The sequence below is a fragment of the Arthrobacter oryzae genome (assembly GCF_030718995.1).
In the GTDB taxonomy this organism is placed as follows: domain Bacteria; phylum Actinomycetota; class Actinomycetes; order Actinomycetales; family Micrococcaceae; genus Arthrobacter; species Arthrobacter oryzae_C.
The window spans coordinates 884,439-905,975 of the sequence record NZ_CP132204.1 but is presented as its reverse complement, the minus strand read 5'-3'; the positions used below and the strand labels follow the sequence as shown (position 1 = coordinate 905,975).

General features: G+C 66.3%; 20 protein-coding genes. 7 read left to right on the top strand and 13 right to left on the bottom strand.

The window, feature by feature from the left end:
• Positions 1-17 precede the first annotated feature (17 nt).
• Together Q8Z05_RS04185 and Q8Z05_RS04180 are read left to right on the top strand one after the other, a co-directional pair.
• A complete protein-coding gene (locus tag Q8Z05_RS04185; RefSeq protein WP_305942236.1) occupies positions 18-1,811 on the top strand; it encodes a glycoside hydrolase family 15 protein in 1,794 nt (597 codons plus the stop codon).
• Positions 1,812-1,916: 105 nt separating this feature from the next.
• Positions 1,917-2,801 carry a fumarylacetoacetate hydrolase family protein gene (locus Q8Z05_RS04180; RefSeq protein ID WP_305942235.1) on the top strand — a complete coding sequence of 295 codons (885 nt, stop codon included), beginning with the start codon at positions 1,917-1,919 and terminating at the stop codon, positions 2,799-2,801.
• Positions 2,802-2,826: 25 nt separating this feature from the next.
• On the opposite strand, the gene Q8Z05_RS04175 is transcribed toward Q8Z05_RS04180, so the two are convergent.
• Positions 2,827-3,129, bottom strand: a complete 303-nt coding sequence (locus tag Q8Z05_RS04175) for a helix-turn-helix domain-containing protein (RefSeq protein ID WP_305942234.1) — start codon at positions 3,127-3,129, stop codon at positions 2,827-2,829.
• 66 nt (positions 3,130-3,195) lie between these two features.
• Between Q8Z05_RS04175 and map the strand changes: the two genes are divergently transcribed.
• From map to Q8Z05_RS04160, 3 genes are all read left to right on the top strand, one after another.
• Positions 3,196-3,963 carry a type I methionyl aminopeptidase gene (map, locus tag Q8Z05_RS04170; RefSeq protein WP_305942233.1) on the top strand — a complete coding sequence of 256 codons (768 nt, stop codon included), beginning with the start codon at positions 3,196-3,198 and terminating at the stop codon, positions 3,961-3,963.
• 92 nt (positions 3,964-4,055) lie between these two features.
• Positions 4,056-4,367 carry a YegP family protein gene (locus Q8Z05_RS04165; protein ID WP_305942232.1) on the top strand — a complete coding sequence of 104 codons (312 nt, stop codon included), beginning with the start codon at positions 4,056-4,058 and terminating at the stop codon, positions 4,365-4,367.
• 14 nt (positions 4,368-4,381) lie between these two features.
• The gene (locus tag Q8Z05_RS04160; protein WP_305942231.1) at positions 4,382-5,080 is read left to right on the top strand and encodes an HAD family hydrolase; all 699 of its coding nucleotides are present in this window, start codon (positions 4,382-4,384) and stop codon (positions 5,078-5,080) included.
• Between the two features lie 14 nt (positions 5,081-5,094).
• Here Q8Z05_RS04160 and Q8Z05_RS04155 read toward each other — a convergent pair whose 3' ends face one another.
• The 6 genes from Q8Z05_RS04155 to Q8Z05_RS04130 all read right to left on the bottom strand — a co-directional run bounded on the left by Q8Z05_RS04155 (position 5,095) and on the right by Q8Z05_RS04130 (position 11,853).
• Positions 5,095-5,313 carry a hypothetical protein gene (locus Q8Z05_RS04155; RefSeq protein WP_028271163.1) on the bottom strand — a complete coding sequence of 73 codons (219 nt, stop codon included), beginning with the start codon at positions 5,311-5,313 and terminating at the stop codon, positions 5,095-5,097.
• Positions 5,314-5,393: 80 nt separating this feature from the next.
• A complete protein-coding gene (locus tag Q8Z05_RS04150; RefSeq protein WP_305942230.1) occupies positions 5,394-6,548 on the bottom strand; it encodes a serine hydrolase domain-containing protein in 1,155 nt (384 codons plus the stop codon).
• Between the two features lie 130 nt (positions 6,549-6,678).
• The gene (locus tag Q8Z05_RS04145) at positions 6,679-7,491 is read right to left on the bottom strand and encodes a bifunctional allantoicase/(S)-ureidoglycine aminohydrolase (RefSeq protein ID WP_305943477.1); all 813 of its coding nucleotides are present in this window, start codon (positions 7,489-7,491) and stop codon (positions 6,679-6,681) included.
• Between the two features lie 10 nt (positions 7,492-7,501).
• Positions 7,502-8,776: a DUF6986 family protein gene (locus tag Q8Z05_RS04140; RefSeq protein WP_305942229.1), complete on the bottom strand. Its 1,275-nt coding sequence runs from the start codon at positions 8,774-8,776 to the stop codon at positions 7,502-7,504.
• Positions 8,777-8,779: 3 nt separating this feature from the next.
• Positions 8,780-10,378, bottom strand: a complete 1,599-nt coding sequence (gene aceB, locus Q8Z05_RS04135) for a malate synthase A (RefSeq protein WP_305942228.1) — start codon at positions 10,376-10,378, stop codon at positions 8,780-8,782.
• 26 nt (positions 10,379-10,404) lie between these two features.
• Positions 10,405-11,853, bottom strand: coding sequence for an NAD-dependent malic enzyme (locus Q8Z05_RS04130; protein ID WP_305942227.1), 1,449 nt, complete (start codon positions 11,851-11,853; stop codon positions 10,405-10,407).
• A gap of 223 nt (positions 11,854-12,076) precedes the next feature.
• On the opposite strand from Q8Z05_RS04130, the gene Q8Z05_RS04125 reads away from it, so the two are divergent.
• Positions 12,077-12,832 (top strand): IclR family transcriptional regulator, encoded by a 756-nt coding sequence (locus Q8Z05_RS04125; RefSeq protein WP_305942226.1) that lies wholly within the window; start codon positions 12,077-12,079, stop codon positions 12,830-12,832.
• Between the two features lie 54 nt (positions 12,833-12,886).
• On the opposite strand, the gene Q8Z05_RS04120 is transcribed toward Q8Z05_RS04125, so the two are convergent.
• From Q8Z05_RS04120 to pucL, 4 genes are all read right to left on the bottom strand, one after another.
• Positions 12,887-14,461: an NCS1 family nucleobase:cation symporter-1 gene (locus Q8Z05_RS04120; protein ID WP_305942225.1), complete on the bottom strand. Its 1,575-nt coding sequence runs from the start codon at positions 14,459-14,461 to the stop codon at positions 12,887-12,889.
• A 103-nt stretch (positions 14,462-14,564) separates the two neighbouring features.
• Complete coding sequence (locus Q8Z05_RS04115; protein ID WP_305942224.1) at positions 14,565-15,389, bottom strand: MurR/RpiR family transcriptional regulator; 825 nt, start codon at positions 15,387-15,389, stop codon at positions 14,565-14,567.
• A 104-nt stretch (positions 15,390-15,493) separates the two neighbouring features.
• Positions 15,494-16,999, bottom strand: coding sequence for a nucleobase:cation symporter-2 family protein (locus Q8Z05_RS04110; protein ID WP_305942223.1), 1,506 nt, complete (start codon positions 16,997-16,999; stop codon positions 15,494-15,496).
• Positions 17,000-17,190: 191 nt separating this feature from the next.
• Positions 17,191-18,099, bottom strand: a complete 909-nt coding sequence (gene pucL, locus Q8Z05_RS04105) for a factor-independent urate hydroxylase (RefSeq protein WP_305942222.1) — start codon at positions 18,097-18,099, stop codon at positions 17,191-17,193.
• A gap of 361 nt (positions 18,100-18,460) precedes the next feature.
• Between pucL and Q8Z05_RS04100 the strand changes: the two genes are divergently transcribed.
• Positions 18,461-18,658 carry a hypothetical protein gene (locus tag Q8Z05_RS04100; protein ID WP_305942221.1) on the top strand — a complete coding sequence of 66 codons (198 nt, stop codon included), beginning with the start codon at positions 18,461-18,463 and terminating at the stop codon, positions 18,656-18,658.
• Positions 18,659-18,701: 43 nt separating this feature from the next.
• Here the strand turns inward: Q8Z05_RS04100 and ligD are convergent, their stop codons facing one another.
• On the bottom strand, positions 18,702-19,946 hold the full coding sequence (gene ligD, locus Q8Z05_RS04095) for a non-homologous end-joining DNA ligase (RefSeq protein WP_305942220.1): 1,245 nt from the start codon (positions 19,944-19,946) through the stop codon (positions 18,702-18,704).
• Positions 19,947-19,993: 47 nt separating this feature from the next.
• Positions 19,994-21,358, bottom strand: a complete 1,365-nt coding sequence (locus tag Q8Z05_RS04090) for an 8-oxoguanine deaminase (protein ID WP_305942219.1) — start codon at positions 21,356-21,358, stop codon at positions 19,994-19,996.
• Positions 21,359-21,537: the final 179 nt, after the last annotated feature.

Below are 21,537 nucleotides of genomic sequence, written 5' to 3'. Positions count from 1 at the left end.
GTGGCACTGTAAGGTCCATGGCACGCATAGAGGACTACGCCGTAGTAGGCGACCTGCAGACAGCAGCCCTCATCAGCACCGAGGGCTCCATTGACTGGCTGTGCCTGCCGCGGTTTGACTCCCCGGCCTGCTTCAACGCGCTGCTGGACACCCCCAGGGCAGGGCGGTGGCTGCTGGCACCCGCCGGTGCCGGGGAGTGCACACGGCGTCATTACCGCAAACAGACCCTCATCCTGGAAACCGAATGGGAAACCTCAACCGGCAAGGTGAAAGTCATCGACTTCATGCCCCCGCGTGACAGTACGGCGGACATTGTGCGGATCGTGGTGGGCGTCCGCGGCTCCGTCCGGATGCGCGGCGACCTGGCGCTGAGGTTCGATTACGGCCACGTCGTGCCGTGGGTCCGCCACGATGACCATGGCATCCACGCCATCGCCGGCCCGGATGCCGCCTACCTGGTCACGGAAGCCCCGCTGCGCGGCGAACGCCTGCGGACCGTCAGCGACTTCACCGTCCGCGCAGGCGAGCGGGTCCCCTTTGTGCTGACCTGGACACCGAGCCACGTGCCCCGCCCCCGGTCCATTGATCCGGAGGCGGTCCTGGTTTCCACGGAGTCGTTCTGGCGTGAATGGTCCGCCAGGTGCAAAATCACCGGCCCGTACCGGGACGCCATCCAGCGCTCGCTGATCACGCTGAAGGCGCTGACCTATGCCCCCACGGGAGGCATCGTGGCCGCGGTGACCACGTCCTTGCCGGAACAGCTGGGCGGGCCGCGCAACTGGGACTACCGGTACTGCTGGCTGCGGGATGCCACGCTCACGCTCCAGGCGCTGCTGGGCGCCGGCTATACCGAGGAAGCAGCATCCTGGCGTGACTGGCTGCTGCGGGCGGTGGCCGGAGACCCGGCTGACCTGCAGATCATGTACGGCATCCACGGGGAGCGCCGGCTGCCGGAGATGGAGCTGCCGTGGCTGGAAGGCTACGAGAAGTCCGCGCCCGTCCGGATCGGAAACGGAGCTGCGGGTCAGCTCCAGCTGGACGTGTGGGGTGAAGTGCTGGACTGCCTGGCCCTCACCCGCCATTCCCAGCTGGAGCACAGTGAGGAAGCCTGGGACGTCCAGGTTGCCCTGATGGAACACCTTGAAGGCGCCTGGCAGCGGCCGGACAACGGCCTTTGGGAAATGCGCGGCCCGCAGCGGCATTTCACGCACTCAAAGGTGATGGCCTGGGTCGCTGCGGACCGGATGGTCAAGGGCGTGCGGGACTTCGGACTGGTGGGTCCGGCCGACCGCTGGGAAGCATTGCGGGACACCATCCATGCGGAGGTGATGGCCAACGGCTTCGACGCCGAGCGCAACACTTTCGTCCAGTCCTACGGACGCCCGGAGCTGGACGCCAGCCTGCTGCTTATTCCCCGTGTCGGGTTCCTGACGCCGGATGACCCCAGGGTGGTGGGCACCATCGACGCCGTTCAGCGCGAACTCACCCGCGACGGGTTCGTGCTCCGCTACCGCCCGGCGGAGGCCGACGACGGGCTGCCCGGCGATGAGGGCGTCTTCCTGGCCTGCTCCTTCTGGCTGGTGGAAGCGCTCATCGGCGTGGGACGGCGCAGGGAAGCCAAGGAGCTCTTCGAAAGGTTGCTGACGCTGCGCAACGATGTGGGCCTCCTCAGCGAGGAATGGGGCGTGGAGACGGGCCGGCAGCTGGGAAACACCCCGCAGGCATTCAGCCACTTCGCACTGGTCATGAGTGCCATGGAACTCCACGAGGACAGTGTGCAGCGCAGCGACACCCCCGTGCACGGGCACTAGCGGCAGTCCCCGGCGGTCACATTTTGTTCAGCTGGGGTCGGGAGCCTGCTGCGTGGTTCCATGGTCACGAAACCTATTGGAGCAGGCACGAAGGAGTGTGGACCGGTGAAATTTGCGCGTCTCGGAGATCCAGGCAGGGAACAGCCGGCCGTTCAGCCCGGCGGGCCTGAGTCCAACGGGAAGTGGTATTCCCTCGCCGGCCTGACGGCGGACATCGACGGAGCCTTCCTTGAAGGCGGCGGCGTCGCCCGCGTCCGCGATGCCCTCGCGGCCGGGAACCTGGCCGAGATCCCCGACGCCGTCGCGCTGCGCGTCGGTACCCCGCTGGCGCGCCCGGGTGCCGTCGTGGGAATCGGCCTGAACTACGCCGGCCATGCCGCGGAGTCGGGGGCTGCCATCCCGGAGGTTCCGGTGGTGTTCCTGAAGCCAACAAACACGGTGGCGGGGCCGTTCGACGAGGCACCACTTCCGCCGTCGTCCGCCAAGTACGACTGGGAAGTTGAGCTGGCCGTGGTGATCGGACGGCGCGCCTCCTACCTGGCGTCGGCCGACGAAGCCGCCGACTATGTTGCCGGCTATGTGCTGGCCAACGACCTGTCGGAGCGCGACTACCAGCTGCCCGGCGCGGCGGGCCAGTGGGTCAAGGGAAAGTCGCTTCCCGCCTCCACTCCGCTGGGTCCGTGGTTCGTCCCGTCCGCTGACCTGGATCCCTCCGCGCTGCGGCTGCGGACCTGGGTGAACGGGGAACTTCGCCAGGACTCATCCACTGCGGACCTTATTTTCGACGTCCCGGCGGTGGTTCACCACCTGAGCCAGTTCATGGTTCTGGAGGCCGGCGATGTCATCCTGACCGGCACGCCGGAGGGAGTGGCCCTCTCGGGGCGCTTCCCCTACCTGCAGGACGGCGATGTGCTGGAGCTGGAGGCCGAGGGCCTGGGCCGTCAGCGCCAGGTTCTCCGCCGGACGGCAGCAGGCTTCCCGCGCAGCTAAGGATGGCGCAGCTAAGGATTAAGGCTTACGAGGCCAGCCGCTCACGGGTGGTGTGACCGGCGCCGGCCGGTCCAGCACCACGCTCGGGCCGGTTGATCTCGCTCCACACGGCATCGAGGGAGAGGCCCAGGACCTCGGCGATCGCCGCGATGGTGGGGAAGGCAGGCGTAGCGACCCTGCCCGACTCGATCTTCCGGAGGGTCTCCGGCGAGACGTGTGCCTCGAGTGCGGTCTCCAGCATGGAGCGCCCGCCCCTGGCGCGGCGCAGCAGGGCGCCGAGGCGCTGTCCGCGCTCGACCTCTTCGGACGTGAGTGGCAACCTGACCATGGCTCCAATACTAATACCGGGATAATATGGCCGGGATAGTTATTGGTTGCGTGAGAGAGGCGCCGCATGATCGAGATCCTGAACCCGACCGAACTGGCCCGAGCAAGGGAGTCAGGCGCCCTGGTCGCTGACATCCTGCAGGCGCTGAAGAGCCGCTGCGCGGTGGGCACCAACCTCCTGGACATCGACAGCTGGGCACGGGCCATGATCCTCGACGCCGGGGCGCAGTCCTGCTACGTGGACTACGCGCCGTCCTTCGGGCGCGGGCCGTTCGGCCACTACATCTGCACGGGCGTCAACGATGCCGTGCTGCACGGACTGCCGCACAACTACACGCTGGCCGACGGCGATCTGCTGACGCTCGACCTCGCCGTTTCCAAAGACGGGGTTGCCGCCGACTCCGCCATCAGCTTCATTGTGGGCGACGCCAGGCCCGCGGAGAGCGTGGCGATGATCAGTGCCACCGAGCGCGCCTTGAGCGCAGGGATAGCTGCTGCCGGACCCGGAGCCCGCATTGGCGACATCTCCCATGCCATCGGCGCGGTCCTCAGCGAGGCGGGGTACCCGATCAACACGGAGTTCGGAGGCCATGGCATCGGATCCACGATGCACCAGGACCCGCACGTCCCGAACACCGGACGGCCCGGCCGCGGGTACAAACTGCGCCCTGGCCTGTTGCTCGCATTGGAGCCGTGGATCATGGCCGACACCGCCGAACTCATCACTGATGCCGACGGGTGGACGCTCCGCAGCGCCACCGGCTGCCGGACGGCACACAGCGAGCACACGATCGCCATCACCAGCGTCGGAGCCGAAATCCTCACCTTGCCGTAAATGGACTCGAAGTGTCCGCATGGCTTCCGTAAACCGGACAGGTAAGTATACTTACTAATACCCCAGATAGGGGTTGGAGCGGAGGATTGGCAATGGCTGGACATTTCGAGCTGGTTGATGCGCCCGACGGCGGTTACCGCGTCAAGCTCATCGATGGAAACGGAAACCTGATGGCCATTTCAGTGACTTTCCCGACGAAGCGTGCCGCGGCAGCGGGCGTGACCAAGGCAAGGGAAATTGCGGGCACCGGGCTGATCCGTGACCTCAGTGAAAGCCAGGATTCCGAGCCCTTGAAGCAGCCGCCTGTGCGGCAGCACGTCAAGGCGCCTAAGAACATCGGCGTCCTGGGGTCCGGGAGGCCCACCGGAGCCACCGGACTCAAACGTGCGCGCACACATTACTGAGCGCCCGGCCAGCCGTGTCTCCTAACGGGCCGGGCGGCCGGAAACGCGGCGTGCTCTTCGACGTCGACGGGACCCTGGTCGATTCCTGTTACCTGCACACCCTCGCCTGGTGGCAGGCGTTCCGGGAGGCGGGGCTGGACATTCCGATGGCGGCCATCCATCGTTCTGTGGGCATGGGCGGCACCGAACTGCTGGACCACCTGCTGCCGCCAGGCCGGGACAAATCGGGCGACGCCACCATCAAGTCATCCCACGGCGCTGTCTTTGCCACTTTCTGGCCCGCGCTCCGTCCGCTTGACGGAGCCAGGGACCTGCTGGCCCAGTGCTATGAAAGCGGCTTTGCCGTAGCGCTTGCCTCGTCTGCCCGGAAGCAGGACCTTGACGTGCTGCGTTCGACATTGCGGGCCGACGCCTTTATCCATGCCGCCACGAGCGCCCACGACGCCAAGGCGGGAAAGCCGGCGCCGGACATCCTGCAGGCCGCCCTGGACGCTGTCGGGCTGCGGCCGGAAGACGTGGTCTATGTAGGCGACGCTGTCTGGGATGTCTATGCTGCCGGGGGACTTGGCATTCCCACCATTGGCCTCACGTGCGGCGGCACCTCGGCCGCTGAGCTGTTGGCGGCCGGTGCGGTGGAAACCTACGGAAACCCCAGGGAGCTCCTGGCGAACCTGCGGGACAGCGCGATCGGCAGGCTCGCCAGAAGCTCCTGACGGCTCGGGAAATTTCAGGCGTCCGCGATGGCGCCCTTGTTCCAGGACACCGCGACGCTGACTGATCCGTCGTCGTCCCGCTCAACTTCGGTGATGACGTCGGCGGGCCCCGCTCCCATTTCCATCAGCTTGGCCCGATAGGAGGTGACCAGCTCTTCAAGGCTGGATTCCGTCCACTCGCCGGGGCGCATGCGTGTTGAGATTTCCACCGGCTCTGGTTGATACAGCGTCATGTCGTTGCCTTTCCTCGATGCTCGGATGCTTCAACGCTAAGGTCCACGATGCCCGCATGCAAGGAATTTACTCAGTGTGCTTAGCAGCTTGAGTTGAGGGCTTCCTCGACGACGTCGATGAGTTCTTCCACGATGCCGTTGCCGGTGAAGCTGAAGGGCTGCGGCGGGTAGGCAAGGGCAACTGATGCCTGCCGGGTTCCGTCCGCACTGGACATCGACAGGGTTCCGTAGCCGGCGGTGTCACCGGCGTGGCCGTAGTAGAAGTTGTTGGTGCAGGTATCGTTCCAGCGCTGGATGCCCAGGCCATAGCGGGCGTAAAGCGGGGCCTGCATCTCCGTGACCATGGGACGGGGGATCAGCCGGTCTTGGAGCAGTCCGGCGAAGAACGTGTTCAAGTCGCCGACGCTGGATACCAGCCCGCCGGCGGGGTCACCTGAATGAAGCGCAGGGTAGCTGACGTCCAGGCGCTCGCCGAAGCTGGTGACATAGCCGTGGACCAGCCCGGGAGGAGCCTGGCCGGGCCCGGTCATCCGGGTGGCTCTGAGGCCGAGCGGCTCAACCACCTCAGTCCGCAGCACCTCGCCGATAGGCCGCCCCCGCAGCCTTTCCACGATCATGCCCAACGCGATGTAGTTCGAGTTCGAGTATTCAAAACCCTGGGCCAGCCTCCCTTCCCAGCGCCGGGTTGCGGCCAGGGCCAGGAGTTCCCGGTGGGTCCGGCCCGTCGACAGCACCTCAGGGAGGCTGCCCTGCTGAAGGAGCGGGATGACGTAATCCGGCATTCCTGACTCGTGCTGCAGCAGCCGCCGGATCGTGACCGGCCCGGGCGGGTGCATGATGTCCTCAAATTCCGGCAAATGCTTGCTGACGGGGTCCTCGAGTCCCAGTTTGCCTTCGGCGGCCAGTTTGAGGACAGACACAGCGACGAATGATTTGGTCACGCTGGCAACATGCACGGAATCACCGATCTCCACCGGCTCCGTGCCCTCCAGGCTCCTGACACCGGAAGCGCGGGACCATTCTTCACCCCGTACTTTGGCCTGCATCAGGACGGCCGGTGCGCCGTCGTCGAGCATTCCATTGCCAAACTCTTCCAGCGCGGCCGCCAGCCGCGCCATGGAGGAGGGCTGCTCCGGCGCCGCAGTGCAGCCGCTCAGTACGGCGGCCAGCACGACGGCGGTTGCCGCAGCGGCCGTCCTGAACGGCAGTGCGCGAACCATGGCCACGAAACTCATGTTCCTCAGGGCCCGCGGTCCAGTCAATAGCCGGCGGATACCGCCGAAATCGCCGGAAACGTGCGAAATCGCCGGAAGTCAGCGGCGAATTGGCAGGCTTCCGGCGATCTCGGCGGGGACAGCGGTGGCGTTAGGTGAGCCGCACCTGGCGGTTCATGTCCTTGTACAACAGGTAGCGGAACTCACCCGGGCCGCCCGCGTAGCAGGCCTGCGGGCAGAAAGCGCGCAGCCACATGAAGTCCCCGGCCTCCACCTCCACCCAGTCATTGTTGAGCAGGTACATGGCCTTGCCCTCGAGCACGTAGAGGCCGTGTTCCATGACGTGGGTCTCCGGAAAGGGGATCACGCCGCCAGGCTGGAAGGTGACGATATTGACCTGCATGTCGTGTGCCAGGTCGCTGGAGTCCGTGAAACGGGTGGTCTTCCAGGCGCCGTCGGTGTCCGGCATGGAGGTCGGCTCCACGTCCTTCTCGTTGGTGACGAACGACTTCGCCTCGAAGCCCTCGAGCCGCTCGTACGCCTTGCGGATCCAGTGGAAGGAGACGATGTCGTCCGAGACGTTCTCCAGGCCCCACTCTGATCCGGCAGCAAGGTACGCGTAGCCGCCTTCCTCAAGGTGGTGCAGCTCGCCGTCCAGGGTCAGGTTGACCTTGCCCGTGGTGACGAAGACGACGCCTTCAACACCGGCCTCGAATTCTGCTTTGGGCGCCCCGCCGCCCGGGCCGATCTCAACGATCAGCTGCGAGAACGTGGTGGCGAAGCCGGAAATCGGCCGGGCTATGATCCAGGAGCGTGTGTTGGAGAATCCCGGCAGGTTGCTGGTCACGATGTCGGTCATGACGCCCTTGGGGATCACGGTGTAGGCCTCTGTGACGATGGCCCGTTCCGTGGTGAGCTGGGTCTGCGGCGGCAGGCCGCCCTGGGGGTAGTAGTACTTGCCCATCATGGGATCCTTACTTCGAAGTGGAGTGGGCCAGCCGCGGGTGGGCCAGTCCGGTCAGTTGGGGGATTCCGACGCCGGCAAGCGCCTGGACGTCTTCGGCGCCGACGGCTCCGCACTGGACGCCGCGCAGTACGAACGCGGCCAGCGCTCGCGCCGTGGCGGGCTCGTCCATGACCCCGCCCCCGGTGCGTTCCACGTAATTGCGAAGCCGTGCCGCGGCGGCCGGGAGCCCCTGGCGGTAGAACGCGTACGTGGCTGAGAACCGGCTGGGCAGCTGGGCCGGGTGCAGGTCCCAGCCCTGGTAGTAGCCGCGCTCCAGGGAGCGCCGCACCAGCCGTCCGTGCAGGCGCCAGGCGTCTTCCACGTTGTCGCCCACCGGGATGATGTTCGTGGAGCCGTCCGAAAGCCGGATGCCGGTTCCGGCCACTGCCAGCTGCATGACTTCCTTGGCGAAGTCCGCCACCGGGTGCTCCATGGACTGGTACTCCGCCGAGATCTGCAGCGAGCCGGAGTAGTCGTACGTTCCGTAGTGCAAACCGCTGATCCGGCCGGGCACGGCGTGCGGCAGCTGTGCCACCGGGGACGTTCCCTCCGGGCCGAGGATAAGCTGCGGCGTCTCCACCTGCACCTCGAACCGCAGCCGGCCGGCGGGCAGCGAGTGCGCTTCCTCCAGGCGGGAGACGGCAAAGTCCATGGCCTGCACCTGCGCCACGGTGGTGACCTTGGGCAGGGTGAGGATCAGGCCCTTCGGGAGTTCGCCCGCCGCGGCCAGGCCGGAGACGAACAGGTCCAGGGTGCGCAGGCCGCGGGCACGCGTGGCCGCCTCAAAGCACTTGAAGCGGATGCCGATGAACGGCGGAGCGCTGCCGGCCGCGACTGCGGCAGCCACGGCGGAAGCCGCAGCGACAGCGGCGGCGTCCTCGGCGTCGTCGCCCCTGTCCCCGAACCCGTCCTCGAAGTCCAGGCGCAGGTCCTCGATCGGTTCGCTTTCCAGCTTCGCGTGGACCCGTACAGCCACGGCCTCGGCCAGTTCGGCGTCCTGGCCCAGCAGGTGGCCCAGCCGGGCCAGTCCGCCGTGGGCGTCCGCCGTCGCCAGCGCCTGCGCGCCCCACTCGGCAGAGAACGACGGCGTGAAGCGGTCAGCGGGTACATACACGGTATGCACTGGCTGGCGGGTGCCGTCATCGCCCGGGTAGTTGCGCTCCAGGAGCTGGTCCGTGGCGGCCAGCTGGCGGTCGATCCGGGCGAGGTCCGCTGCGCTGAGGGAACCGGAGGGTACCGCCATGCCTCAGCCCACCAGTTCGTAGGCCGGAGTGGTGAGGAAGTCGGTGTAGTCCTCGGAAAGGCAGATGTCCCCGATCAGCTCGCTTGCCGGCTTGTAGTACTTGGCGAAGGCTTCCTCGCCCACTTCGCCGCGGAGCTTTTCCGTTTCCTCGGCGAGGATGGTGCTGACCAGTTCACGCGTCACCGTGTTGCCGGTGTCGGCCAGGACCACCTTGTTGCGGATCTGCTGCCAGACCTGCGAACGCGAGATCTCGGCCGTCGCGGCGTCCTCCATCAGGTTGTGGATGGCCACCGCGCCGTTGCCGGAAATCCACACGGCCGTGTAGGCGACCGCAACATAGAGGTTCAGGCGCAGCCCGGCCTCCGTGACCGTGCCGTCGGCCGAGGCGATGTCCAGCAGCTGGTCCGCCGTGACGCTGACCTCGGGACGCTGCTTGTCCAGCTGGTTGGGCCGCTCGCCCAGGACGGAATCAAACACTTCCTGGCACACCGGCACCAGGTCCGGGTGGGCCACCCACGAACCGTCGAAGCCGTCGTTCGCTTCACGCGTCTTGTCCGCCCGGACTTTCTCGAAGGCCTGGGCGGTGACCTCGGGCTGCTTGCGGTTGGGGATCACGGCAGCCATGCCGCCCATGGCAAAAGCGCCGCGGTGGTGGCAGGTCTTGACGAGCAACTCGGTGTAGGCGCGCATGAACGGTGCAGTCATGGCTACGGTGGCGCGGTCCGGCAGCACAAAGTCGGCGCCCGCGTCGCGGAAGTACTTGATGATGCTGAACAGGTAGTCCCAGCGCCCGGCGTTCAGTCCGGCCGCGTGGTCGCGGAGCTCGTAGAGGATCTCGTCCATCTCGAACGCCGCGGGGATGGTCTCAATGAGCACCGTGGCCTTGATGGTGCCCTGCGGGATGCCCAGGAAATCCTGGGCGAAGGTGAACACGTCGTTCCAGAGGCGGGCCTCCAGGTGGCTCTCCATCTTGGGCAGGTAGTAGTACGGGCCGTGGCCGTTGAGGACGAGCTGCTTGGCGGTGTGGAAGAAGTGCAGGCCGAAGTCCACCAGCGCACCGACGGTGTGTTCGCCGTCGAGCAGGAGGTGGCGTTCGTCCATGTGCCAGCCGCGGGGACGGGCCACCACGACGGCGAGCGGGGCATCCGTGCGGAGCCGGTATTCCTTGCCCTCCGGGGAGGTGAAGCTCAGGGTTCCGGTGGCCGCGTCGCGCAGGTTCAGGATCGCGTCGATGACGTTGGCCCAGGTGGGCGTGCTGGCGTCCTCAAGGTCCGCCAGCCACACCTTGGCGCCCGAGTTGAGCGCGTTGATGGCCATCTTGGCCGGCGAGGCCGGACCGGTCATTTCCACCCGGCGGTCCTGCAGCGCGGCAGGCGCCGGCGCAACCTTCCAGTCGCCCTCGCGGACATCCTTGGTTTCGGGCAGGAAATCGAGCTTTCCGGTCCGTGCCACCTGCTCGCGCTTGGCCACGCGGGCTTTGAGGAGTTCGGCGCGGGTGCCCGCAAACCGCTTGTGGAGCTCCTCCACGAAGGCCAGGGCCTTCGGGGTGAGGATTTCCTCTGCTCGTGCAATCGGCTGCGGGTCTGTGACTGAGAGAGCCATTGTCCGGGTCCTTTCTGGGCTGCGAATCAGGCGTTGGCGGGTTCTAGGGTTGCGTCTGCTGCGGTGGCTGTGCGCGCGGTGTGTGCCGCCTGGGCAGCGTGTGCTGCGTTTGCCACTGCAGCGGCCACGTCCGCCGCAACGTGCGGGTCGAAGACGCTGGGAATGATGTAGCTGGCGTTGAGCTCGTCGTCGGCCACGCGGTTGGCGATGGCCTCGGCCGCGGCCACGAGCATGTCCGGCGTGATGTCCGAGGCCCCGGCGTCCAGCAGGCCGCGGAAGAAGCCCGGGAATGCCAGGACGTTGTTGATCTGGTTGGGGAAGTCGCTGCGCCCCGTAGCCACCACTGCCGCATGCTTTGACGCTACCACCGGGTCGATTTCCGGTGTGGGGTTGGCCATGGCGAACACGATCGCGTCCGGGGCCATCGCGGCAACCTGCTCCTCGCCGATCACGTGCGGTGCGCTGACGCCGATGAACACGTCGGCGCCGACAAGTGCCTCGTGCAGGGTTCCGGAGAAGCCTTCCTCGTTGGTGTTGGCTGCAATCCAGGTGCGGTGTTCGTCGCCGTATTCCGCACCGGAGTGGATCGCGCCGGATCGTCCCGCGGCGATGATGTGCCGGGCGCCCTGGGCCTTGAGGAGCTGGATGATGGCCGAGCCTGCGGCGCCGACGCCGGAGACCACGATCTTGACCTCGGCGAGCTGCTTGCCCACCACGCGCAGGGCGTTGACCAGGGCGGCCAGGGTGACGATTGCCGTGCCGTGCTGGTCGTCGTGGAAGACGGGGATGTCGAGTTCCTCGCGGAGCCGGTTCTCGATTTCGAAGCAGCGCGGGGCCGCGATGTCCTCGAGGTTCACGCCGCCGTACACCGGTGCCAGGGCTTTGACGATCTTGATGATTTCCTCAGTGTCCTGGGTGTCCAGGCAGACCGGCCAGGCGTCCACGTTGGCGAACTGCTTGAAGAGGGCTGCCTTTCCTTCCATGACGGGGAGCGCCGCGGCCGGGCCGATGTTGCCCAGGCCCAGGACGGCGGAGCCGTCGGTGACGACGGCGATCGTGTTCCGCTTGACCGTCAGGTTGCGGGCCGCTGAGGGGTCCTCCGCAATGGCGAGGCAGACGCGGGCGACGCCGGGGGTGTAGGCACGGGAAAGATCGTCGCGGTTGCGGAGGGCAACCTTCGGGACCACTTCGAGCTTGCCTCCGAGGTGCATCAGGAACGTGCGGTCGGAGACGTGCTGGACCGTGACGCCGTCGAGCGCGTTCAGGGCGTCCTTGACGCGGGCGGCGTGTTCGTCGTCAGTGGTGTTGCAGGTGACGTCCACCACCAGGGTTTCGTGATGGGACTCGGTGACGTCCAGGGCGGTGATGGCTGCTCCGGCGGCTCCGACGGCGGCGGCCAGCTCGCTTGTCGCGGTGAAGCTGGACGGCGCTTCCACGCGCAGGGTGATCGAATTTCCGGGGCTCGGGTTCGCCATTGAATGTTCCTCCTGGTCGGGCCCGGGACGCGCAGCGTCTCCGGACGTGGTGCTCAATCAAATGTTTTCGTATTATGGATATTATTATCTACTTTGTGGAAACACAAGCCCCCGGTTGAACATCGACGGAGAACGATGCGTGCTGTATCTTGGGTCTTCTAAGCAATTTTTTTCACGATGTGGATAAGAGTTGTCGGAATCAATACCGCAGGAGACCACGGTTATGGCTGAAAAAGCCCCGGGAGGCGTGCAGTCAGTTGAGCGCGTCTTCGAACTTTTGGAACTGATCACTGATGCCGGCGGGGACGTCACGCTCAGCGAGCTCTCATCCTCCACCGATCTGCCGCTCCCCACCATCCACCGCCTGCTGCGTACCCTGGTCACGCTGGGCTACATCCGCCAGCTGCCCAACCGGCGCTATGCCCTCGGTCCGCGGCTCATCCGGCTTGGCGAAGGCGCCAACAAGCAGCTCGGCGCCCTGGCCCGGCCGCAGCTCAAATCTCTCGTGGACCGGCTGGGGGAGACCTCCAACATGGCCGTGCTGGACTCGGACATGGTCATCTACGTGGCCCAGGTGCCGTCCCTGCATTCCATGCGCATGTTCACCGAGGTGGGCCGCCGCGCACACACCCATGCCACCGGCGTCGGCAAGGCGATCCTGGCCCAGCTGGATGACGAGACCGTCCGCGGGATCGTCCAGCGCAGCGGCATGCCCACGCCCACGCCCAAGAGCATCGGCGACATCGATTCCCTCCTGCTGGACCTGAAGCTGATCCGGGAACGCGGTTACTCCATTGATGAGGAAGAGCAGGAGATCGGGGTCCGCTGCTTTGCGATGGCCGTCCCCAACGCGCCGACGCCCACGGCCATCTCGGTGTCCGGGCCGGTGTCCCGCGTGGACCAGTCCTTCGCCGAACGCGCCATCCCGCTCCTGCGCGAAGCAGCCCAGGCAATCTCCGACGAGCTCAACCAAGGCTGACCTCCCGCCGTCGAACTCGCCGCGTCACGTCGGCGAGTTCGACGGCGGCCGCCGCTACAGCGGGCGGCTGTCGCTGAGAGTGCCGTCGCTGACCGTGCCGCCCCCGGCGGCGGGTTCGAGCGAGATCATCGGGGACCGGCGCTCCAGGGCGCGGAAGACGACGAAACCGAGTGCGCAGCCGAGGAACCAGCTGTAGTTGCCGATCCAGGTGGCGTTCACCGCGGTGGCGCCGGTGTCGAGAAGGATCTTGGGAATCAGCACGGAGGCGATGGAGATGGCGCCGCTGATGGCAACGGCCTTGACTGCGTTCGGGTTGTAGCCGTTCCGGAACCAGTACCGGCCGGTGGTCTTCAGCGTGTACATGTCGTCCACCCAGACTTTCTGACGGCTCACCACGTAGTACCCGGCGATCAGGATGCCGAACAGCGGGCCGATCAAGGCGCCCAGAACACCGAGGGTGTAATGGATGGCGTCGTTGTTGGAGTACCAGTTCCACGGGGTCAGGATGACGGAGCCGACGGCGGCAATCATGCCGCCTGCCCGCCAGCTGATTTTCTGCGGGCTGACGTTGGAGAAGTCGAACGCCGGCGAGATGAAGTTGGCCACGATGTTGATGCCCACGGTGGCGATGACGAAGGTCAGTCCGCCCAGCAGCACGGCGAAGACGGTGTCGATTTCCTGGACCGTCTTGACAGGGTCCGTGATGAGGCGGCCGAACACCGGAATGGTGGCGGACGCCGTGATGACGGTCAGGAGCGAGAAGAACAGGAAGTTCACCGGCAGGCCCAGGAAGTTGCCCTTCTTGACCGCCTTGTAGCTCTTGCCGTAGCGGGCGAAGTCGCCGAAGTTGAGCATCGGGCCGGAGAAGTAGGACACCACCAGGGCGATGGCGGAGATCATGACGGGGATGGAGGCCGCGAAGTCCAGTGGCGGACCGCTGGACAGGTTCAGGCTGATGTTGCCGATGCCCGCTTTGGAGACGAGGTAGATCGCGAGGATCAGCATGACCACGTAGACGGCGGGGCCGGCGAAGTCGATGAACTTGCGGATGCTTTCCATGCCGTTCCAGAAGAGGGCGGCCTGGGCCACCCAGAGGATGCCGTAGCAGATCCAGCCCAAGGCGGAGAGGCCCAGGAATCCGTTCTGTTCAACGTCGTACAGCGGTGCCATGCCGGGGAAGAACTTGAGGAAGACGATGACCAGGGCCTCGGAGGCGAGGAACGTCTGGACGCCGTACCAGGCCACTGCGATGAGCCCGCGGATGATGGCCGGGATGTTGGCGCCCTTGACGCCGAAGACGGCCCGGTTGATGACGGGGTACGGGACACCGGTCAGCTGGCTGGGCTTGGCCACGAGGTTGCAGAAGATATTGACGATGACGATGCCGGCCAGCAGGGCCACGAGGACCTGCCAGCTGGCCAGGCCCAGTGCGAAGAGGCTTCCCGCCGTGACGTAGCCGCCGATGCTGTGGACGTCCGACATCCAGAAGGCGAACAGGTTGTAGCTGGTCCAGCGCTGGTTCTTCAGGGGGACCAGGTCCTCGTTGCTGAGCCGGGGATCGTACTCGGGGAGCTGGCCGGTGCGGGCGGGCGCGTCAACCGGGGCTGCGGCCATTGCGGAGTCTGTCATGGGTTCCTCAGAAAGATTGGGACAGCCGCCGATCCGGCCGTTTCACGCTTTCAATTAGATGGAACCAATGTTTCAAAGCTGTTTCCGGCGCAACAAATCCTGTTTACTTCGCCTCGATCTCGCCGAGGGTGTCAAACATGCCCGTGACCTCGCGGACCCGGTCGCGGCCGCTGCGTCCCAGTGCGATGAGCACGCCGTTTGCCAGGACGCTCACCAGGCTCATGGCCGCGGCGTAGCTGTCAAAGGCGTGGGTACCGTCCACCGGGCACTCGAGCCACATGGTGGCGTCGGCGGCCAGCCGGCGTGCGCTCGGATCACCGATCAGGATGACTGTTGCCCCGGTGGCCGATGCGGCCTGGAGGATCTTGCGGAACCCGGCGGGCCGCCGTCGGAAGCCGAACAGAACCGCCGCGTCCCCCGGTCCCAGTCCCGCCAGTTCTTCGCCCAGGCTCTGGCCCGGCTGCGGCGCCAGGGAAACGCCCGGGCGGCACTGAAGGAGCTGCTGCCGGAAGTGCAGCGCCACGGGGTAGCTGTTGCGGAAGCCGAGCAGCAGCACCGTTCCGGCGCCGGCGAGTTTGTTGCCGGCCTCCGAGAGCTTGTCCTCGTCGAGCGATTCAGCCAGCCGGCGCAGGTTTTCCTGCTCCTGCGCCAGGTGGGCGGCCAGGCCGCCGTCGGATGACTGCGGACCCAGCGGCATGCCGCTGGAACGGATGGACCGGGTGTGCTCCTTGACCTCGTTAAAATCCTCGAAGCCGAGCCGCCGGAACAGCCGGCTCATGGTCGCTTTGGAAACACCGCTCAGCCTGGCCAGTTCAGCGGCGTTGTAGACGGCGAGGTCGCCCAGGCGGTCCAGGAGCGTGTCTGCGGCTTTCTGCTCCTGGGGGCTGAGCTCCGCATACTGCCGTTCGATTCGTTCATCGATCCTCATGAAACAACCGTCTCACAGCCCACGCAAAGCGCGAACGGACAGTTGCGGCCCTTCGGAAAGGGGCCGCAACTGTCCGTTCGCGCTTCTTGTGGCGGTCTGCGCGCTTAGTGATCAGATTTCGACGACGACTCCACCGGGACTTCCTTGCCGTCGCAGTCGATCAGCTTGCCGTCTTCGAAGCGGTCGCCGTGGGCCAGGCACTTGAGGTCCTCCTCCCGGACCACGCGGCCCGTGCCGGCCACGAAGACCGACTGGTTCTCGGAGTTGCCGGCCTTGAGGTGGTTGAAGAGCAGGTTCAGCAGGATGGCCATGACGGCGGCCGAGCTGATGCCCGAGTGGAAGATGGTGCCGAACCAGGACGGGAACTTGTCATAGAACGCCGGCGCAGCGATCGGGATCATGCCGAAGCCGATGGACGCCGCCACGATGATCAGGTTCATGTTGTTCTTGTACTCCACTTTGGCCAGTGTCCGGATGCCGCTGGCGGCAACCGTTCCAAAGAGTACGACGCCGGCACCGCCCAGGACGGGAGTCGGCACCGCTGCGACCACCCGGCCAAGAACCGGCAGCAGGCCCAGGATCACCAGGATGAGGCCGCCGGCGCTGACCACAAAGCGGCTCTTGACGCCCGTGATGGCCACCAGGCCCACGTTCTGGGCGAAGGCGCTCTGGGTGAAGGAGTTGAACAGGGGCGAGATGGCGCTGGAGAGCATGTCGGCCCGCAGCCCGTCGCCGATGCGCTTGGAGTCAACCTTCGTGCCCACGATCTCGCCCACGGCAATGATGTCGGCGGAGGTCTCGGTGAGCGTCACCAGGATGACGATCAACATGGAGATGATCGCGGCAATCTCGAAGGTGGGCGGACCGAACGCGAAGGGGGTGGGGAACGCGACGATCTCGCCCTGGCCCACCTTGGAAAAATCAGCCATGCCGAAGACGAAGGCAATCAGCGTGCCAAGCACCATGGCCAGCAGGATCGAAAGCCGGGAGATTGCGGCGTTGCCCACCTTGCTCAGGAGCAGCACGATCGCCATGGTGGCTGCGGCCAGGCCGATGTTGGCCATGCTGCCGTAGTTCGGTGCCTTGCTGTTGCCGCCCATGGCCCAGTTGGCCGCGACCGGCATCAGGGTCAGTCCGATGGTGGTGATGACTGTACCCGTGACCACCGGCGGGAAGAAGCGGATGATCTTGGAGAACAGCGGGGTGATGAGCAGGCCGATCAGGGAAGCTGCAATGACCGAGCCGAAGACCGCCTGGATTCCGCCGCCGCCGTGGACAATCGCCACCATGGTGGAAACCCCGGCGAAGGAGACGCCCTGGACCAGCGGCAGTTTGGACCCGAAGAAGGGAATGCCGATGGTCTGCAGGATGGTGGCCAGGCCGCCGACGAAGAGGCAGGCTGCAATCAGCAGGCCGATGTCCTGCGAGGACATTCCGGCGGCTGCGCCGATGATCAGCGGCGGGGCGATGATGCCGCCGTACATGGTGAGGACGTGCTGGAAGCCGTAGGCGAAGGTGCTTCCGAGTGGCAGCCGCTGGTCTTCGGGGCGGTCGGACTGCTTGCGGCCGGTGGCGGCCGATGCAGCAGCCGTTTTCTTCTTGGTGTTCATGGCAGACTTTCTTGGTGTTCATGGCAGACGTCTTTGTCTGGCTAACGGTGTCTGGCTAACAGTTGTGAATCGTTTGGGTGTGCCTGGGCCGGAGTTTTTGTCCAGATAATGGGCCTTTGAGCGTGCTCAAGCCTCGATATCTGGACAAAAACTCCGGCGGTGCGGGGTGGGCTGGGCCCGCTACTGGCCGCTTAGCAGAAGCCGGCGATGCCGGACCAGGCGATGTCCGCCGGGGCGGCGTCCTCGCGCTGGACCGTGGCCTCGATCAGGCCGTACGGACGGTCTGCGGCAAAGAAGACCTCGTTGGGGTTGTCGAGGCCGAACGGCGAGAGGTCCACCAGGAAGTGGTGCTTGTTGGGCATCGAGAACTTGATCTCGTCAATCTCGCTGTGCGCTTCCAGGACCTTGGCGCCCATGTCGAACAGGGTCTGCTGCAGGGCGTGCGAGTACTTCTCGGTGAAGCCCTCCAGCAGCAGGCTCTTGACGTCTTCGTAGCTCTTGTTGAAGTCGAGCGATGTGAAGTCCGTGTTGGCGTTGAAGCGCCAGCGCGCGGAGACATCCGTGGCCAGGATGCGGTCCGTGGTTTCCGGCAGGGTGGTGTACTTGTCACGCGGGTAGCCGACGAAGCCGGACTGGGTGGACTTGAGGACGGTGAGGTCCTTCAGGCCCGAGATGAGGTGCGTTGCCGCGCCGTCGCGGACCAGCACCGCCGTGCGGACCTCCTGGCCATTGCGCACGAAGGAATGGTCGTGCTCGGCGCCGTGGGCCTGGATCCGGTCCCAGCTGTAGGACTCGGCTTCCCAGCGGCCCCCGCTGACCCAGTCGAAGCTGGACGTGAAGTGCTCGCCCAGCCGCAGGAGGAAGGCCTCCGGGGATCCGACGCCTTCCCGGGCAAACGCGTAGATGGTGTTCTTCTGCGTGTCCGTGGCCACGACGTGGCTGTTGTCGCCTTCGAGGTGGGCGGCGGCGAAGTCACCGCGGAGCTGCGAGGTGACGTTCAGGTCTTCGATCTCGTGGCGGTCGGTGTCGCGGGTGATCTTGACGACCCGGACTTCGGCCTTGCCGTACTGGTTCTGGCCGAGGATGATTTTGCTGCTCATGGTCTGTTCCCAACTTCCGTGATGTGGAACCAAGGTTCCATCATTGAAATTAAGCGCGTGTTACCCACGCGTTTCTGATGGAGCCGACCCAACAAAAAAGAGCCGGCATCCAATGACGCCAGCTCATTACGACCCTGCCTGCTGCTCCCAGGTTACGTGACCTACGCCACGAGTTGGTTTAAAGCGTAGCCGAGCTTCGCCGTGGTGTACATCACTCATTGAAAAATCCGATTGTGACCGGCGGCCTCGCGAACCATTGACGAACCGTCGGGCCGGGCTCTAGGCTATTTCACATAGCAAAAGTTATTTTCCATTTTGCGGAATCTTGAGAGCGTGACCAACCACCTCGGAGGAGGATCAGATGTACCAGCAGGACACAACGCCGGTTGCACCGGCACAGACGGCGGCACCTTCAGTCCAGGAGTTCTACCTCCCCCTCGGAGGCGGAACGGATCCGGACTTCTACCTGCCCGCAGACCGGGAGCATGTCCCGGGCCGCTTCTCGCGCTGGGTCCACGGCCTGCCGGGCTTCGGCGGCCAACGTTCGTCGCGAGGCTGACGACGCGCATCTGCGCTGACGGGCACTTTGCGTGTCTCCTGCATCAGGAGCCCGGACGCCCCGGCCATTCCTTGCCGGCCCACGGGTCATAGTCGGCAATGAGCTCCTCCTGCGGCGGACGCTCCGCTTCGGGGATGTGCTGCAGGTTCACCCGCACCCGGTACCAGAGCGAGCTCGATCCGCGCATTCCGTCGACGAGCACATCGGCGGGATGCAGGCCTGGGACCAGGTCGGCATGCCGGGTCTTCCACTGATCCAGCGCTTCGAGCGCCTCAGGCTTGGTCCTGGTGCGGGCCACCTCGATGAGCGGCATCACGGACTGCCGGCGGCCGGAGCCGTCACCGCTGCGCGGCGGTTTCTCGGCGGGCCCGAGTTCGGCCGCCAGTGCGAGGAGCCCGTCGAGGGAGCCCGGCGCGTCGTCGATCCCGGTGTGGGGGTCGCCCACTTCCGCGAAACGCGAGGGCACCGTCAGCACCGTGAACTGTTCCGGCCGGGTGGAGCGGACCTCGTCCCAGGCCAGGGGTGTCGAGACCCGGGCATCGGGCAGGGGCCGGATCGAATACGCCGAGGCTACGGTGCGGTCCTTGGCGTTCTGGTTGAAGTCGACAAACACACTCTCGCCGCGCTCCTCCTTCCACCACCGCGCGGTGGCCAGGCCGGGGGCGCGGTTCTCCACCTCGCGGGCCAGGGCCTCGGCGGCCAGCCGCACGTCGCGGTATGACCACTGCGGCGCGATGCGCACCAGGATGTGGAGTCCGCGTGATCCACTCGTCTTCGGCCACCCCGCGAGCCCGACGTCGCCGAGCACCTCCCGCGCAACATAGGCGACGTCGACGATCTGCGACCAGTCGACCCCCGGCATCGGATCAAGGTCCACCCGCAGCTCGTCGGGGTGCTCGAGGTCCTCGGCGCGCACGGGGTGCGGGTTGAGGTCCAGGCAGCCAAGGTTGACCACCCACGCCAGGCCGGCGGCATCCCGGATGACGGCCTCTTCGGCCGACGTCCCGGACGCGTAGTGCAGTGTTGCCGTCTCGATGAAGCCGGGGTGGTTTTCGGGCACGCGCTTCTGGAAGAACGGCTCGGCGTCGATGCCCTTCGGGAAGCGCTTGAGCACCATCGGCCGGCCGCCGGCGCCGCGCAGTGCGCCGTCCGCGACAGCGAGGTAGTAGCGCACCAGGTCCAGCTTCGTCAGCCCGGGCTCGGGGAACACCACCTTGTCCGGACTCGAAATGCGAACCTCGGTGCCGTCAATGGTGAGGATCTCGGGCGGGGCCTTCGACGGGCTCATTCCGCCACGCTAGCAACGATCGGCTGCCGCGGCATAGCCCCGCGGCCCTAGCCGTTCACCAGCTTCCGGGCCGCAGCCGAATGCTCCGCGATGAGACCGCAAACGTCCAGCCCCGGAATTTGCCCGTCCACCACGCGCCACCGCCCGCCCACCATCACCCGGTCGGCCCGGTCCGCCCCGCACAGCAGGAGCGCGGCGAGGGGATCGTGGCTGCCGGAGAACCGCAGCTCGTCAAGCCTGAACAGCGCCAGGTCCGCTTGCATCCCCGGCGCCAGCTGCCCCAGGTCGGAACGGCCCAGCACGGCCGCCGACCCCCGCGTCGCCCAGCCCAGCGCGCGCTCCACCGGCACCTGCGCGCCGTAGCGCAGCCGCTGCAGGTACAGCGCCTGCCGCGCCTCCAGGATCATGTTCGAGGCATCGTTCGACGCCGACCCGTCCACTCCCAGCCCCACGGGCACTCCCGCGTCCTCCAGTTCGAGCACCCGGGCAGTACCCGAAGCCAGCCGCATGTTGGACGTGGGGCAATGCGCGACGGCGGTCCCCGCGGATCCCAGCGCAGCGATCTCGGCGTCGCTGAAGTGGATGCCGTGGCCCAGCCAGGTCCGGTTGCCGAGCCATCCCACGCTGTCCAGGTATTCCACCGTGCGGAGCCCGAACATTTCCCGGCAGAAGTCCTCCTCGTCCAGGGTTTCGGCGAGGTGCGTGTGTAGCCGGACATCATGCCTGTCCGCCAAAACAGCGCTTTCGGTCATGATCTCCTTGGTCACCGAAAACGGCGAACACGGTGCCAGCGCGATCTGGATGACGGCGCCGTCGCCCCGCTCGTGGTACTCGCGGATCAGCCGTTCGCTGTCCGCCAGGATCACGTCCGGCGGCTGGACGGTGGACTGCGGCGGCAGCCCGCCGTCGTCCTGTCCGAGCGTCATCGAACCGCGGGTCAGCGTGGCGCGCATACCCAGTTCCCGCACTGCCCGGACCTCGATGTCGATGGCATCCTCCATGCCTGCCGGGAAGAGGTAGTGGTGGTCCGCCGCGGTGGTGCAGCCGGAGAGCAGCAGTTCCGCGAGGGCAACCGTGGTGGCCAGCTCCAGGTCCCGCGGCGTGAGCCGGGCCCAGACGGGGTACAGGTTCTGCAGCCACGGGAACAACGGGGCGTTGGCCGCCGGACCCCAGGCGCGCGTGAGCGTCTGGTAGAAGTGGTGGTGGGTGTTGATCAGGCCGGGCAGCAGGACGTGGCTGCCGGCGTCGAACGTTTCCTGGCAGGGTGCGGAGGGCAGCTGGCCGGCGGCGAGGACTTCCGTGATGATGCCGCCGCTCACCACGATTCCGCCGGTGGCGTCCAGCGCGTTTGCGGTGAAAGCCGCGAGCGGATTACGGATCCAGAGCCGGGAATCGGCAGGGTGGTTGGTCATGGGGCGGGCTCCTGTCTGAGCGTGCGGACGAAATGCCAGCTCAGGGAGGGCCTGTCTGCTGATCCAGGCGTCCCCGCGGGGGAAAGGTGCGCCGCCGGGTGGGCATCAGCGTAAGGCGCCAGGAAGTGCCGCGTCAACGCGCCGTTTGTGACCGTCCGCAGTAACCCCAGGCCAACAGT